Genomic DNA, 13,734 nt, shown 5'->3' on the forward strand with positions numbered 1-13,734 from the left:
GATTCCGGCCTCAGGATCGCGAGGCGGCGAACTCGGCCATGGACTTGTCCCCCAGGCCCTTGGGCAGCGGGAACTCGGTCGTCTCCTTGACGCCCGGCATGTGCCGCACCGACACCGAGCCCAGTTCCTTGAGCCGGGCGATCACGGCCTGCACCAGCACATCGGGCGCGGAGGCCCCTGCGGTCAGGCCCACCCGCGGCCGCTCGGCCAGCCACTCGGCCTTCAGATCGTCCGCCGAATCGACCATGTAGGCCGGCGTGCCCAGACGCTCGGCCAGCTCGCGCAGGCGGTTGCTGTTGGAGCTGGTGGGACTGCCCACCACGATGACCACGTCCACCGCCGGCGCCAGCACCTTGACGGCGTCCTGCCGGTTCTGGGTGGCGTAGCAGATGTCCTGTTTCTTGGGTTCGCGCACCAGCGGGAAGCGGGCCTTCACCGCGGCCAGGATCTCGGCGGCGTCGTCCACGCTCAGCGTGGTCTGGGTGACCACGGCCAGCTTGTCGGGGCGGGTCACCGGCACCGTGGCCACATCCGCGGCGTCTTCCACCAGAAAGATGCCCTCGTGCAGCTGGCCCATGGTGCCTTCCACCTCGGGGTGGCCCTTGTGGCCGATCATGATGAACTGGTAGCCCTCCTTGGAGAGCTTGGCCACTTCCACATGCACCTTGGTCACCAGCGGACAGGTGGCGTCGAAGACGCGAAAGCCCCGCGCCGCTGCCTCAGTTTCCACGGCCTTGGGCACGCCGTGGGCCGAGAACACCAGCGTCGCACCGGCCGGCACGTCGGCCAGGTCCTCGATGAAGATGGCGCCCTTGGCCTTGAGGTCGTTGACCACGTAGGTGTTGTGCACGATCTCGTGCCGCACATAGATCGGCGCGCCGTGGATCTTCAGGGCGCGCTCGACGATCTCGATGGCCCGGTCCACCCCCGCGCAGAAGCCGCGCGGCTCGGCCAGCAGGATGTCACCGGGTTGTGCCGTCATCGTCATCTCAGAGCACCCCGATCACCTGGACCTCGAAGGTCACGGCCTGGCCCGCCAGCGGGTGGTTGAAGTCGAACACCGCGCTGTCGTCGACCAGTTCACGCAGCACGCCGGCAAAGCGGCCCTGGCCATCGGGCGTGGGGAACTCCACCACGTCGCCCACGTTGTACTCGGCCTCCGGGTCGCCATGCTCGCGCAACAGGGCCAGGCTGACGCGCTGGACCATCTCGGGGTTGCGTTCACCAAAGGCCTCGCCCGGCGCCAGGGTGAAACTGGCGCGCGCGCCCTCCTCCAGCCCCAGCAGCTTGGCCTCGAAGGCCGGCGCCAGCTGGCCGCTGCCCAGCATCAGGGTGGCGGGCTGGTCCTGGAAGGTGGTGACCACATCCGCACCGTCCGGCCCGGCCAGACGGTAGTGCAAGGTGAGGAAGGATCCCGGCTGGATGGTATTCACAGGGTGTGGCTCGCGCTGATAGTCTGGCCCGATTTTACGGGGCAGGCCGTGGCACCGGGGGCACACCGGAAACACGGTCTTTCCCGCTCAGGGAGCGAGGAATGTCATTGAAGGATCTGCCCGCGGCCCTGCGCCCGCGGGAAAAGCTGCTGGCCCAGGGGCCGGCGGCCCTGGCGGACGCGGAACTGCTGGCCCTGTTGCTGCGCACCGGCTTGAAGGGCAAGGGCGTGCTGATGCTGGCCGACGAGCTGCTGGGCAGCTTTGCCGGCTTCGGCGGCCTGCTGCAGGCCCAGGCGGAAGACTTTCGCCGCGTCAAGGGCCTGGGGCCGGCCAAGCGGGCCGAGCTGGCCGCGGTGATGGAGATGGCCCGCCGCGCCCTGCGCCAGCCGCTGGAACGCGGCCCGGTATTCGACTCGCCCCGCACCGTGAAGGACTATGTCAGCCTGCACCTGGCCCGGCGCGAGAAGGAGGTCTTCGGCGTGCTCTTTCTGGACAGCCAGCACCGGCTGATCGAGTGGCGCGAGCTGTTCACCGGCACCCTCACCCAGACCAGCGTCTACCCGCGCGAGGTGCTGCGCCAGGCCATGGACCTGAACGCCGGCGCAGTGATCCTGGCGCACAACCACCCCTCGGGCCTGGCCGAGCCCTCCAAGGCCGACGAGTTCCTGACCCAGTCGCTCAAGACGGCGCTGCAGATGGTGGACGTGCGGGTGCTGGACCACCTGGTGGTGGGCGCCGGCGAGGTGGTCAGCTTCGCGGAGCGCGGGCTGCTCTGAGCCTGGCGAGGCCCTGTCATCGGCCCGTGTCTGCCGGCTGTTGTAGGCTAGCGCCTTGCCAGAGGAAGACACGCGATGAAGGGACACGGACTGCAGGATCTGGGCCGCTTGCGCGCCGAGCTGCGCCGTGCCGAGGCTGAAGCGCAAGCCGAACGCGCCCGCCTGGCCGCTGAGCAGGCCCGCGCCGAAGCCGAGCGCCACCTCTTCAGCCGTGCCGTGGGCCCTGTGCAGCCCCTGCGGCGGGCCGACCGGGCCGTGGCCAACCGCCCCCTGCCCGAGCCCATCCCCCGCCAGCGCGAGCTGGACGAGCAGGCGGCGCTGAAGGCCGCCCTCTCGGACGAGGTGGATGTGGAATCCCTGCTACTGACCGACGATGGCCTGAGCTTTCGCCGGCCGGACATCGGCCCCGACGTGGTGAGCAAGCTGCGACGCGGCCACTGGAGCATCCAGGGCGAGCTGGACCTGCACGGCCTGCGGCGCGACGAGGCCCGCGAGGCCCTGGCCGGCTTCATCCGCCAGGCCCACCAGCACAGCCGCCGCTGCCTGCGGGTGGTGCACGGCAAGGGCCTGGGCTCGCCCGGGCGCGAGCCGGTGCTCAAGGCCAAGGTGCAACGCTGGCTGGCCCAGCGCCAGGAGGTGATCGCGTTCGCGCAGGCCTCGGGCCCGCAGGGCGGGGCGGGCGCGCTGATCGTGCTGCTGGGCAGCCGGCGCCACGGCGCGGCGAACGCCCCCGGCGCCTGAAGCTCAGTTCGGCCGGTTGCGCATCCAGTCGGCGGTCTCGAAGAGCGAGCGCTCCAGGCGCGTGCGCAGCCCGGGCTCGATGCCCTGCTCTTCCATGGCCTGGTACATGCACGCCAGCCACTGGTTGCGTTCCTCCACGCCGATGGAGAACGGCAGGTGGCGGGCGCGCAGGCGCGGGTGGCCGAAGCGGTCGATGAAGTGGTTGGGACCGCCCAGCCAGCCACAGAGGAACCAGAACAGCTTGTCGCGGGCGTCGTCCAGCGTGCTGCCGTGCACCGAGCGCAGCAGCGCGTAGCGCGGCTCCAGGTCCATCAGGTCGTAGAAGCGGTCCACCAGGGCCCGGATGGCGGGCTCGCCCCCCAGCTGCTCGAAGGGCGTGGGGCCGGGGGTGGGGGTGTTCTCGGTGTCGTCGGTGCTCATCAGGCGCTCAGGCGGGTGGCGGCAGCCACCATCGCTTGAGCGGCCGGGCTGCCGGGGAAGCATTCCAGCAGCAATTGTCGGCGAGCCACCGCCTCCCGCACCGCGGGGTCCGAGGGAATCTCACCCAGGAACTCCAGCTTGACCGGGGCATCCAGCCCCGGCGTGACGTAACGGTCCACCACCTGCTGCAGCTGGCCACGGATGGTGCGCCCCTCGCCGGGCCGGTTCACCTGGTTGATCAAGAGGCGCAGATCGCGCCGGCCGTGGCTGGTGGCCAGCACCTTGATGGTGGCGTAGGCGTCGGTCAGCGAGGTGGGCTCCGGCGTGCTGACGATCAGCACCTCGTCGGCCAGCGAGACGGTGTAGAGCACCACGTCGGAGATGCCCGCGCCGGTGTCCAGCAGGATGCGGTCGAAGTGGGGGCGCATCTGGCGGATGACGTCCAGCAGCTTCTCGCGCACATCGGGGGTCAGACGGGAATATTCGACCATGCCGGAGCCAGCCAGCAACACCGAGAAGCCGCCGGGCGCCGGCATCACGGCCTCCTCCAGCGAATGCTTGCCGGTGAAGACATCGTGCAGCGTGATCTTGGGATAAAGGTTGAGCACCACGTCCAGGTTGGCCAGGCCCAGGTCGGCATCCAGCACCAGCACCCGCAGGCCCTGGCGCGCCAGGGCGGCCGCCAGGTTGGCCGAGGAGAAGGTCTTGCCCACCCCGCCCTTGCCGCTGGTGATGGCGGTGATGCGGGCCTGCCGCGTGGCGCCTGCCGCGGGCGCGGACAAATTCAAAAGAGTGGTCATGCGTCGTTGTCCTCCGGCACGGCGCCGCCGAAGAGCAGGCCCTTTTCCTTGGCGCTGACCGTGGAGACGGGCGTGGGTTCCAGACAGGTGCGGTTGCGGCCCTCGGATTTGGCCCGGTAGAGCTGCAGGTCGGCACGTTCAATCCACAGGGAGGCCGTCGAACGCACCCACTGGGGCGCGAAAGCGCCCCCGATGCTGACCGTGACACCCAGGCACTGGGAGGGGCTGATCTCGATGATGCGATTCTCGATGCGGGTGCGCAGCCGCTCTGCCACGGTGAGGGCGAAGGCCGGCGCGCAGTTGGGCAGGATCACGGCGAATTCTTCGCCACCGATGCGGGCCGGCAGGTCCATCGGCCGCACGCATTCCTGCAAAGTCTCGGCCACGGCCGTGATCACCAGATCACCCACCCGGTGGCCATAGCTGTCGTTGACCCGCTTGAAATGGTCGATGTCCAGGATCAGGAGCAGGGCCGGCTCACCGGAACGGGCCACCCGGTCAATCTCGCGCAGCAGCGACCCCTCGAAGGCCCGGCGGTTGGCCAGGCCGGACAGGGCGTCCCGGCTGGAGAGATCGCACAAGGCGTCGATCAATCCCTGCAGCCAGGCCACGCTGCCCGGTGCGCCGCACAGCTCCCCGTGGCCAGACTGCTGCAGCAACTGCATCGCGTGGTCCAGCCGCAAGGTGCCGGGATCGGCCAGCGCGCGGTGATTGGTGAAGGTGTTCACAGATTCACAGAGTGTGTGAAATGACGGATATCTGTGGGGGTTCAATGCAGTCTAGCAGTGAAGAACTGGCGGTCAGATGCCGAAATAGCGTGGTGAAGCCCCCTCAACTTCACACCTCATGACACCGTGGACTTCGCAACATTGCAGACACCGAAATGCCGGGCAGTGCGCCGCGCCTGTCGCCAGCCTGCCTGTTCTGAGTTCACCCCGTCGGTCCGTCCGCCAGCCCTGAATCCTTCATGACTGCCTCCCTTGACGCCACGCGCGCACTCGCCCCGGTCTCCGACGATGACGCGATCGACCACGAGTTCAGTTTCGGCCCGGCCGACTTCGACCGGGTGCGCAAGCTCATCTACCAGCGTGCCGGCATCAGCCTGCACGATGGCAAACGGGCCATGGTCTACAGCCGACTCTCACGCCGCCTGCGCGAGACGGGCCACCGCAGCTTCAAAGACTATCTGCAGTGGCTCGAGGGCGTGAGCGGCCCCGCTGGCGATCAGGAATGGCAGCAGTTCGTCAACAGCCTGACCACCAACCTGACCTCCTTCTTCCGGGAGGAGCACCACTTCCAGGCCCTGGCCGAGGCCCTCAAGGGCTTCAAGGGCAAGCCGCCGCGCATCTGGTGCGCGGCGTCCTCCACGGGGGAGGAGCCTTACTCGATCGCCATGGTGCTGGCCGAGGTGCTGGGCGAGCATTGCGGGGCCCGGCTGGTGGCCAGCGACATCGACACCAAGGTGCTGTCCACCGCCCGCCGCGGCGTGTATGCCGCCGATGCCCGGGGTTTGTCCCCGGAACGCCTGAAGCGCCATTTCCTGCGCGGCACCGGCGCCAACTCGGGCTTCATCCGCATCAAGCCGGAACTGGCCAAGATGATCGATTTCCGGCCTTTCAACCTGATGACTCCGAACTGGTCCATGGGCGAGCCCTTCGACATGGTGTTCTGCCGCAACGTGATGATCTATTTCGATCACGACACCCAGCGCACCGTGCTGCACCGCATCCATGGGGTGATGCGCCCGGGCGGACTGCTTTTCGTCGGCCATTCCGAGAACTTCACCGACGCCCGGGACTGGTTCGTCCTGCGCGGCAAAACCATCTACCAGCGCGTCTGAACGGAGCCCATCCATGGCCACCCTGCCAAGTCCCTCGCTGCGCACGGCAGCACCGCCCATGCCCAACCCGGCGGTGCTGTCCAACCGCACGGCCCGCCTGGAGCGCCTGAAGGCCCAGCCCCGCAAAGCGGGCGAGGCCTCCTTCTTCTTCTACGACGCCCACTTCAAGAACGAAGCGGTGAAGGTGCTGCCGGGCGAGTACTACGTGGACAACGAGGACATCCTCGTCATGACCACGCTGGGCTCCTGCATTGCCGCCTGCCTGTGGGACCGCAACGCGCGCGTGGGCGGCATGAACCACTTCATGCTGCCGGAAGGCTCGGGGGACTCGGGCCGCTACGGCAGCTACGCCATGGAACTGCTGATCAACGAGATGATGAAACGCGGCGCCTCGCGGATGACGATGGAAGCCAAGATCTTCGGCGGCGGCGCCGTGATCAGCGGCATGAACACCATCAACGTCGGCGAGCGCAACACCAAGTTCGTCACCGACTTCCTGGCTACCGAGCGCATCCCCATCGTTTCCAAGGATGTGCTGGACATCTACCCCCGCAAGGTCTGCTTCCTGCCGGCCAGCGGCAAGGCCATGGTCAAACGCCTGGCCCCGGCCAGCGCCGACGCCCTGGTGGCCCAGGATCGCCTGGCAGCCCAGCGCGCCGCCCCCGCCACCACCGGCGGCGGCTCGATCGACCTGTTCTGACCCCCACACCGACAAGATTACGGAGGACCGACAACATGGCCAAGACACGCGTGGTGGTGGTGGACGATTCCGCCCTGGTGCGCAGCCTGCTGAGCGAAATCATCAACCACCAGCCGGACATGGAATGCATCGGCGCAGCGGCCGATCCCTTTGCCGCGCGAGAGATGATCCGCAACCTCAATCCGGACGTCATCACGCTGGACGTGGAGATGCCGCGCATGGACGGCATCGACTTCCTGTCCAAGCTGATGCGCCTGCGCCCGATGCCGGTGGTGATGGTCTCCACCCTGACCGAACGGGGCGCCGAGGTTACCCTCAAGGCCCTGGAGCTGGGGGCCATCGACTTCGTGGCCAAGCCCAAGATCGGCATCGCCGACGGGCTCAAGCAACTCGGCGAGGAGATCACCGACAAGGTCCGCATCGCGGCCAAGGCCCACATCAAGCGCCTGGCCCCGCCAGCGCCTGCGCGGCCCGCCGCGGCCGGTGGTGCCGTGGCGGCGGTCGCTTCCTCCGCGGTGGCAGGCGGGGTTGCGCGCCCGGCGCCCACCTCCGGACTGGGCCGGATCTCCACCGAGAAGATCATTTTCATCGGTGCCTCCACCGGCGGCACCGAAGCCACCAAGGAGGTGCTGCTGGGCCTGCCGCCCGACGCACCGGCCGTGGTCATCACCCAGCACATGCCGCCGGGCTTCACCCGCAGCTACGCCGCCCGGCTGGATGGCCTGTGCCGCATCCGGGTCAAGGAGGCGGTGGACGGTGAACGGATCCTGCCCGGTCACGCCTACATCGCCCCGGGCGGTCTGCACCTGAGCGTGGAGCGGTCAGGGGCCAATTACATCGCCCGCGTGCGCGACGGCGAACCGGTGAACCGGCACAAGCCCTCGGTCGAGGTGCTGTTCGAGTCGGCAGCCCGGGTGGCCGGCCCCAACGCCTTCGGCATCATGCTGACCGGCATGGGCGCCGATGGCGCCAAGGCGATGCGGATGATGCGCGACGCAGGGGCGTACAACTACTGCCAGGACGAGGCCAGCTGCGTCGTGTTCGGCATGCCGCGCGAGGCCATCGAGGCCGGCGCAGCCCATGAGGTGCTGCCGCTCACGCAGATCGCACCGCACCTGATGGACAAGCTGCGCCAGACCCACGGCGCGCTGCTGCACCGGGTGTGAACCCGAGGGCGCAGCGCCTTCAGGCCTGCGCCACCAAGTAGCGTCGCTCCCAGGCCGAGATCTCCGCCTGATAGTGATCATGCTCAAGCTGCTTCACGGCCAGATAGGCCCGGACGAAGTCCGTCCCCAACAGACGGGGGGCGTTGGCGCTGTGGCGCAGGCGCTCATGGGCCGACATGAAAGTCTGCGGCAGTTCATGGGCCTGCTGGTAACCATCCCCCACCAGGGGAGCCGTCGGCGCGAGCCGCTCCTGCATCCCGGCCAAACCCGAGGCCAGTGAGGCAGCGATGGCCAGGTAGGGGTTGGCGTCGGCCCCGGCCAGGCGGTTCTCCACCCGGCGGGCCTCTGGCGCGCTGCAGGGAACACGCAGGCCGGCGGTGCGGTTGTCCTCTCCCCACTGCAGGTTGATCGGCGCCTGGCTGCCGCTCACATAACGCCGGTAGGAGTTGACGAAGGGGGCGAACACCAGCACCAGGTCCGGCAGATAGGTCTGCAGCCCGCCGATGTAGTGCGCGAAGGCCGGCGTGGCCTGGCCCGCTTCGTCGCTGAAGATGTTGTGTCCCTGGGCATCGACCACACTCTGGTGCAGATGCATGCTGCTGCCTGCCTCGCCCGCGATGGGCTTGGCCATGAACACCGCGTTCATGCCATGGTGCAGCGCAATCTCCTTGGCCGCGTACTTGAAGAGAAAGGCCTGGTCCGCCACCTGCAGCGCGTCGCCGTGCAGCAGGTTGATCTCGTACTGGCTGCAGCCCACCTCGTGGATCCAGGTGTCGGCGGCAATGCCCAGCGTGTCCAGCGCGGCCTGGAACTCATCCCAGAACGGCGCCAGGGCGTTGAGCAGGTTCATGCTGAAGGCGGACTGCCCCACCTCGACCTGCCCCGCACGTCCCGTGGGCGGCCGCAAGGCTTGGGTCGGGTCGGTGCAGGCCTCGGTGAGGTAGAACTCGATCTCGGGCGCCACGACCGGCGACAAGCCCTGTGCGGCATAACGCGCCAGAACCTGCTTGAGCACCGAGCGCGGCGCGAAGGCACAGAGCTCGCCATTGAGTTCCACGCAGTCGTGCACGGCCAGGTAGCGCGGCACGCTGGCCCAGGGCGAACGCCGCAGCGTGGCCAGGTCGGGTACCAGGCGCACATCCGGGTCCTCGTCCGGGAAGATCGGGTCGTAGGAATACGCCCCCGTGACGCACTGCATCGGAATGGCCTGGGCCATGCGCAGTTCTTGCCCGCGGGCGAAGGAAGCCGCCGGCATCAGCTTGCCGCGCGGATAACCCGAGACATCGGGAAACAGGCACTCCACGTCCCGCACCCCCTCCTGGCTGAAGCGTTGCAGGAGGTCAGCAGCGGCGGGGTGGTGGCTCATGGTCAGGTCCGGCTCGTAGTCTCAGAGGAAAAGTTCTTGCAGATCACTCAGGAAGTCGAAGCCCCGGGCGGTGGGCCGCAGCACGGGGCCTTGCGGCGTCTCCAGACGCTCTAGCAGCCCACGTGCCACAGCCTGATCGACAGGCGCGGTCAGCGCCGAGGGGGGGAGGCCTGTGCGCTCACCGAACAGACCGAGTTCGAAACCCTCGCGCAGGCGCAGCGCGTTGAGCATGAACTCGAAGGGCAGCGCCTTGCGAGCCACCTCCTGCTCATTGGACACCGCCTTGCCCGCCAGGGCTTCACGCATGTAGGCCGCCGGCTCGCGCCACTTCACCTGGCGCAACACCCGGTGCGGAAAGCTCAGCTTGCCATGGGCGCCCGCGCCCAGGCCGAGGTAATCGCCAAACTGCCAGTAGTTCAGGTTATGGGTGCAGCGGTGACCCGGCCGCGCATAGGCAGAGACCTCATAGCGCTCCAGCCCGGCGGCCGCGGTGAGCTCGACCAGGCGATCCAGCATCTCCGCGCTGAGGTCCTCGTCGGGCAGCACCGGGGGCTTGAGCGCAAAGGCGGTGTTGGGCTCCAGCGTCAGGTGGTAGAGCGACAGGTGCGGTGGCGCGAAGGACAGCGCCGTGCGCAGATCCGTCTCCAGCCCGTCCATGTGCTGCCCAGGCAGGGCGTACATCAGGTCCAGGTTGAAGGTGTCGAACACCTCGGCCGCCAGTTCGGCCGCCGCCAGGGCCTGTCGGCGGTCGTGCACCCGCCCCAGGGCCTTGAGTTGGGTGTCGTCGAAGCTCTGCACGCCGATGGACAGGCGCGTGACGCCCGCCTCGCGGAAGGCCCTGAAGCGCGCGGCTTCGAAGGTGCCGGGATTGGCCTCCAGCGTGACCTCGCAGCCGGGCAGCAGCGGCAGCAGGGTGCGCAGCTCGCTGAGCAGGCGGGCAATGCCCTCGGGCGAAAACAGGCTGGGCGTGCCACCGCCCAGAAAGACGCTGTGCACGCTGCGGCCCCAGACCAGCGGCAGGCTGGCCTCCAGATCGGCGCGCAGGGCATCCAGGTAACGTGCCTCGGGCATCTCGCCCGGCGTGACGGCATGCGAGTTGAAGTCGCAATAGGGGCACTTCTGCAGGCACCAGGGCAGGTGCACATAGACCGACAGCGGCGGCGGCGCCCCCAACTGCAGCGTGCCTGGGCGCAGATAGCGATCGGGCAGCGACAGCGCGCTGTGCTCGGCCGGGTGGTCAGGGCTATCGGTCATGCGGCCAGACGCCATCAGGCCAGATGCCAATCGCCACGCAGGCGCTCGACCATCTGCGCCGCGGCCAGGGCGCGGTGGCTGTGCGCGTTCTTGGTCTCCGCCGGCAGCTCGGCCACCGTGCTGCCGAAGGCGGGAATGAACATCAGCGGGTCATAGCCGAAGCCGCCCTGCCCCTGCGGCGCCGCCAGGATCTCGCCGCCCCAACGGCCGAAGGCGATGAGCGGCTCCGGGTCGGTGGCCGAGCGCACGGCCACCAGGGTGCAGACGAAGGCGGCACGCCGGTCGGTCACACTGTGCAGACGCTGCAGCAGCAGGGTGTTGTTGGCCTGATCCTGCCGTCGACGCTGGGCCTCCCGGTCCAGGGCAGGATCCACCTCCACGGGCGCGAACACCGCGCTCTGCACGCCGGGCGCGCCACCCAGGGCATCCACGCACAGGCCGGAATCGTCGGCGATGGCCGGCAGGCCGGTGGCCTGGGCGGCATGGCGGGCCTTGGCCAGCGCGTTCTCAATGAAGGTGATGTGGGGCTCTTCGGCCTCGCTCACACCCAGCGAACCTTGGGTCACCAGCTCGATGGGCAGCGGGCCGAACAGAGCGCCCAGCTCCTTGAGCTTCTTGGCGTTGTTGGAGGCCAGCACCAGACGCAGCGGCGCACTCATGCCATCCCCCTCATTCGCCCCGAGGCAGCGACTGGGCCAGCGCCGCCTTCTGCAGCCCCACCAGCTCGGTGATGCCCGCGGTGGCCAGGGCCAGCAACTGGTCCATCTCGCCGCGGGTGAAAGGCGCGCCCTCGGCCGTGCCCTGGACTTCGACAAAGCCGCCGGCGCCGGTCATCACCACGTTCATGTCGGTGTCGCAGGCCGAATCCTCGACGTATTCCAGGTCCAGCAGCGGTGTGCCTTCGACGATGCCCACCGAGATGGCCGCCACATGGTCACGGATGGGCGAGGCCTTCAGCAGCCCCTGGTCCAGCAGGCGCTGCACCGCGTCCTGCGCGGCCACGAAGGCACCGGTGATGGCCGCGGTGCGGGTGCCGCCATCGGCCTGCAGCACATCGCAGTCCAGCGTGATGGTGCGCTCGCCCAGCGCGGCCAAATCGAACACCGCCCGCAGCGAGCGACCGATCAGGCGCTGGATCTCCTGGGTGCGGCCCGTCTGCTTGCCCTTGGCGGCCTCGCGGGCGCTGCGGGTGTGGGTGGCGCGCGGCAGCATGCCGTACTCGGCCGTCACCCAGCCCTCGCCGCTGCCCTTCTTGTGCGGGGGCACCTTCTCCTCGACCGAGGCGGTGCACAGCACGCGGGTCTGGCCGAACTCGATCAGCACCGAGCCCTCGGCGTGGCGGGTGAAGCCGCGGGTGATGCGCACCGGGCGCAGGGCATGGGCAGCACGGCCCTGGGTTCGTTCGTAGCTCATCGGATTCGCATCGCTTTCAAGAACAACGGCCGCCTGCGGGCGAGGCGGCCGTGAAGGGATCGGGGAATGCCGGATCAGTTGCCCGGCTTGCGCGAGGACCGGCGAATGGCCTCGTTGATCTCGCGGATCGAGCGCTCGATCTCGGCCTCGTCCAGGTCGGCCGCACCGCTGTCGCTGATGGAGGCCTGGATGGTCGAGGCGAAGACATCCTCGCCCAGGGTGCGGGTGGAAATGCCCACGGTGGAGTCGGCGTCCTCGACGGCCTCCCACTCCACGCCCAGCAGCGTCACGTTGTCGGAGTGCGGCCCGCCGTTGCGCAGGGCTTCCTCCACCAGGTCCGGCACGGCGTCCTGCAGTGGCCGGTCGGTCAGCATCTCGACGATGACCTCGTCCGAGACGCTGCTCCACAGGCCGTCGGAGCAGACGATGATCCGATCACCGGGCAACAGCGGCACGGGGCCGACCGTGTCCACCACCGGCTTGCCGGGGCTGCCCATGCAGGTGAAGAGCACCGAGCGGTTGAAGCGCGCATCGATGGGCACCACGTGCGAGAGGCTTTCCTGCAGCTCGATGTAGGAGTGGTCGCGCGTGCGGGCGTGCAACTGCCCCTTGCGCACCAGGTACAGACGGGAATCGCCACAGTGCGCCCAGTAGGCCGACTTGCCCTGCAGCACACAGGCCACGACGGTGGTGCGGGGCGTGTCCACCAGGGCCCGCTCGGTGGCGTAGCGCAGCAGCTGGTGGTGCCCGGCCAGGATGGCCTCCTGCAGGAAGCGGATCGGGTTCTTCAGCGCCGGCTTGGCCTCGCGCTGGAAGGCTGCGGCCAGCGTCTGCAGGGCCAGCTGCGAAGCCACTTCGCCTTCGGGGTGACCGCCCATGCCGTCGGCCAGGGCGAACAGGCCGGACTCCCGCGTGTAGCAGTAGCCCATCCTGTCCTCGTTCTTCTCACGGCCGCCCTTGCGGCTGATCTGGTAGACGGAAAACCTCATCACGGGACCTGTGCTCTGAAGATGGCAGCGCTCAGGCGCGGCTGCCGGACTTGAGGTTCTCGATCTGCAGCTTCAAGCGCTCGGTGAAGCCCAGCGAGGTGTAGCGCCGCTCGGTTTCGCGCGAGAGCTCCTTCTGCAGCGCGAACACGCTTTGCGGGCGGGACAGCGGATCGAGCGACATGCACCATTCGGTCACCTCGATCAGGTTGTCGGAATAGACGTTGCGCATGCGGGAGAGCGAGAGCTGCAGGCGGTCTTTCTCGATGCGCTGCGGGGCGTCATTGGGCGGGTAACCCTGCATGCAGGCGTAGATGCAGGCGCCGATGGCGTAGATGTCGGTCCAGGGGCCCAGCGAGCCATCACGCCGGTACATCTCGGGCGCGGCAAAGCCCGGCGTGTACATCGGCCGGATGAAGTTGCCTTCCTTGCTCAGCACCTCGCGCGCGGCGCCGAAATCCAGCAGCACCGCCTTGTTGTCGTTGGTGATGAAGATGTTGGCCGGCTTGATGTCCAGGTGCAGCATCTTGTGCTGGTGCACGATGCGCAGCCCGCGCAGGATCTCGTCGAACAGCGAGCGGATGGTCGATTCGCGGAAGACCTTGTCGCGCTTCAAGTCGCGGGCGGTGACGATGAAATCCTGCAGGGTGTCGCCCTGCAGGTAGTTCATCACCATGTAGACGGTTTCGTTCTCGCGGAAGAAGTTCAGCACCGACACCACGCTGGGGTGGCTGATCTGCGCGAGCGAGCGGCCTTCTTCGAAGAAGCTCTTGAGACCCAGCCTGTACAGCGGCTGCTTCTCGGGTTCACGCGAGGAATCAGTTTCGCGGGCGCTCGCT

Annotated in this window: 15 protein-coding genes and 1 pseudogene; 5 read left to right on the forward strand and 11 right to left on the reverse strand. The window is 68.4% G+C overall.

The genetic code is table 11. The features are described 5' to 3' along the window. Positions 1 to 10: 10 nt before the first annotated feature. Complete coding sequence (gene ispH, locus I73_RS06230; RefSeq protein ID WP_022979823.1) at positions 11 to 982, reverse strand: 4-hydroxy-3-methylbut-2-enyl diphosphate reductase; 972 nt, start codon at positions 980 to 982, stop codon at positions 11 to 13. Between the two features lie 7 nt (positions 983 to 989). After that, positions 990 to 1,433, reverse strand: coding sequence for a peptidylprolyl isomerase (locus I73_RS06235; protein WP_022979824.1), 444 nt, complete (start codon positions 1,431 to 1,433; stop codon positions 990 to 992). A 101-nt stretch (positions 1,434 to 1,534) separates the two neighbouring features. Between I73_RS06235 and radC the strand changes: the two genes are divergently transcribed. Both radC and I73_RS06245 read left to right on the forward strand, forming a co-directional pair. Beyond that, positions 1,535 to 2,209: a DNA repair protein RadC gene (radC, locus tag I73_RS06240; protein WP_026096378.1), complete on the forward strand. Its 675-nt coding sequence runs from the start codon at positions 1,535 to 1,537 to the stop codon at positions 2,207 to 2,209. Between the two features lie 75 nt (positions 2,210 to 2,284). Beyond that, positions 2,285 to 2,950 carry a Smr/MutS family protein gene (locus tag I73_RS06245; protein WP_022979826.1) on the forward strand — a complete coding sequence of 222 codons (666 nt, stop codon included), beginning with the start codon at positions 2,285 to 2,287 and terminating at the stop codon, positions 2,948 to 2,950. A 3-nt stretch (positions 2,951 to 2,953) separates the two neighbouring features. Here I73_RS06245 and I73_RS06250 read toward each other — a convergent pair whose 3' ends face one another. Genes I73_RS06250 through I73_RS06260 form a run of 3 tightly spaced genes read right to left on the reverse strand, consistent with a single transcriptional unit; the run spans position 2,954 to position 4,835 of the window. Continuing rightward, the gene (locus I73_RS06250) at positions 2,954 to 3,370 is read right to left on the reverse strand and encodes a group II truncated hemoglobin (protein ID WP_022979827.1); all 417 of its coding nucleotides are present in this window, start codon (positions 3,368 to 3,370) and stop codon (positions 2,954 to 2,956) included. Next, positions 3,370 to 4,170, reverse strand: a complete 801-nt coding sequence (locus tag I73_RS06255; RefSeq protein ID WP_040499736.1) for a MinD/ParA family protein — start codon at positions 4,168 to 4,170, stop codon at positions 3,370 to 3,372. The genes I73_RS06250 and I73_RS06255 overlap by 1 nt, the downstream gene beginning before the upstream one ends. Next, a complete protein-coding gene (locus I73_RS06260; RefSeq protein WP_083876581.1) occupies positions 4,167 to 4,835 on the reverse strand; it encodes a GGDEF domain-containing protein in 669 nt (222 codons plus the stop codon). The genes I73_RS06255 and I73_RS06260 overlap by 4 nt, the downstream gene beginning before the upstream one ends. Positions 4,836 to 5,137: 302 nt before the next feature. Here I73_RS06260 and I73_RS06265 point away from each other — a divergent pair, with 302 nt between their 5' ends. From I73_RS06265 to I73_RS06275, 3 genes are read left to right on the forward strand one after another with little or no spacing between them, the layout of a single operon-like run. Then, entirely contained in the window at positions 5,138 to 6,010 is an 873-nt protein-coding gene (locus I73_RS06265; RefSeq protein WP_022979830.1) for a CheR family methyltransferase, read from the forward strand. Positions 6,011 to 6,023: 13 nt separating this feature from the next. Next, positions 6,024 to 6,710 carry a chemoreceptor glutamine deamidase CheD gene (gene cheD / locus I73_RS06270; protein WP_022979831.1) on the forward strand — a complete coding sequence of 229 codons (687 nt, stop codon included), beginning with the start codon at positions 6,024 to 6,026 and terminating at the stop codon, positions 6,708 to 6,710. Positions 6,711 to 6,745: 35 nt separating this feature from the next. Then, positions 6,746 to 7,876, forward strand: a complete 1,131-nt coding sequence (locus I73_RS06275; RefSeq protein ID WP_022979832.1) for a chemotaxis response regulator protein-glutamate methylesterase — start codon at positions 6,746 to 6,748, stop codon at positions 7,874 to 7,876. Between the two features lie 19 nt (positions 7,877 to 7,895). Here I73_RS06275 and I73_RS06280 read toward each other — a convergent pair whose 3' ends face one another. The 6 genes and pseudogenes from I73_RS06280 to I73_RS26345 form a co-directional block, all read right to left on the reverse strand. Further along, positions 7,896 to 9,242, reverse strand: a complete 1,347-nt coding sequence (locus I73_RS06280) for a glutamine synthetase family protein (protein ID WP_022979833.1) — start codon at positions 9,240 to 9,242, stop codon at positions 7,896 to 7,898. Between the two features lie 21 nt (positions 9,243 to 9,263). Next, entirely contained in the window at positions 9,264 to 10,496 is a 1,233-nt protein-coding gene (gene hemW, locus I73_RS06285) for a radical SAM family heme chaperone HemW (RefSeq protein WP_022979834.1), read from the reverse strand. A gap of 14 nt (positions 10,497 to 10,510) precedes the next feature. Next, positions 10,511 to 11,155: a non-canonical purine NTP pyrophosphatase gene (locus tag I73_RS06290; protein ID WP_022979835.1), complete on the reverse strand. Its 645-nt coding sequence runs from the start codon at positions 11,153 to 11,155 to the stop codon at positions 10,511 to 10,513. A gap of 10 nt (positions 11,156 to 11,165) precedes the next feature. Continuing rightward, positions 11,166 to 11,909, reverse strand: coding sequence for a ribonuclease PH (gene rph / locus I73_RS06295; protein WP_022979836.1), 744 nt, complete (start codon positions 11,907 to 11,909; stop codon positions 11,166 to 11,168). A gap of 74 nt (positions 11,910 to 11,983) precedes the next feature. Then, positions 11,984 to 12,898: a PP2C family serine/threonine-protein phosphatase gene (locus I73_RS06300; RefSeq protein ID WP_022979837.1), complete on the reverse strand. Its 915-nt coding sequence runs from the start codon at positions 12,896 to 12,898 to the stop codon at positions 11,984 to 11,986. A 31-nt stretch (positions 12,899 to 12,929) separates the two neighbouring features. After that, a pseudogene (locus tag I73_RS26345) lies at positions 12,930 to 13,734 on the reverse strand (serine/threonine protein kinase); the annotation flags it as partial.

The sequence above is a fragment of the Ideonella sp. B508-1 genome, assembly GCF_000333615.1.
Taxonomy (GTDB): Bacteria; Pseudomonadota; Gammaproteobacteria; order Burkholderiales; family Burkholderiaceae_C; genus Ideonella.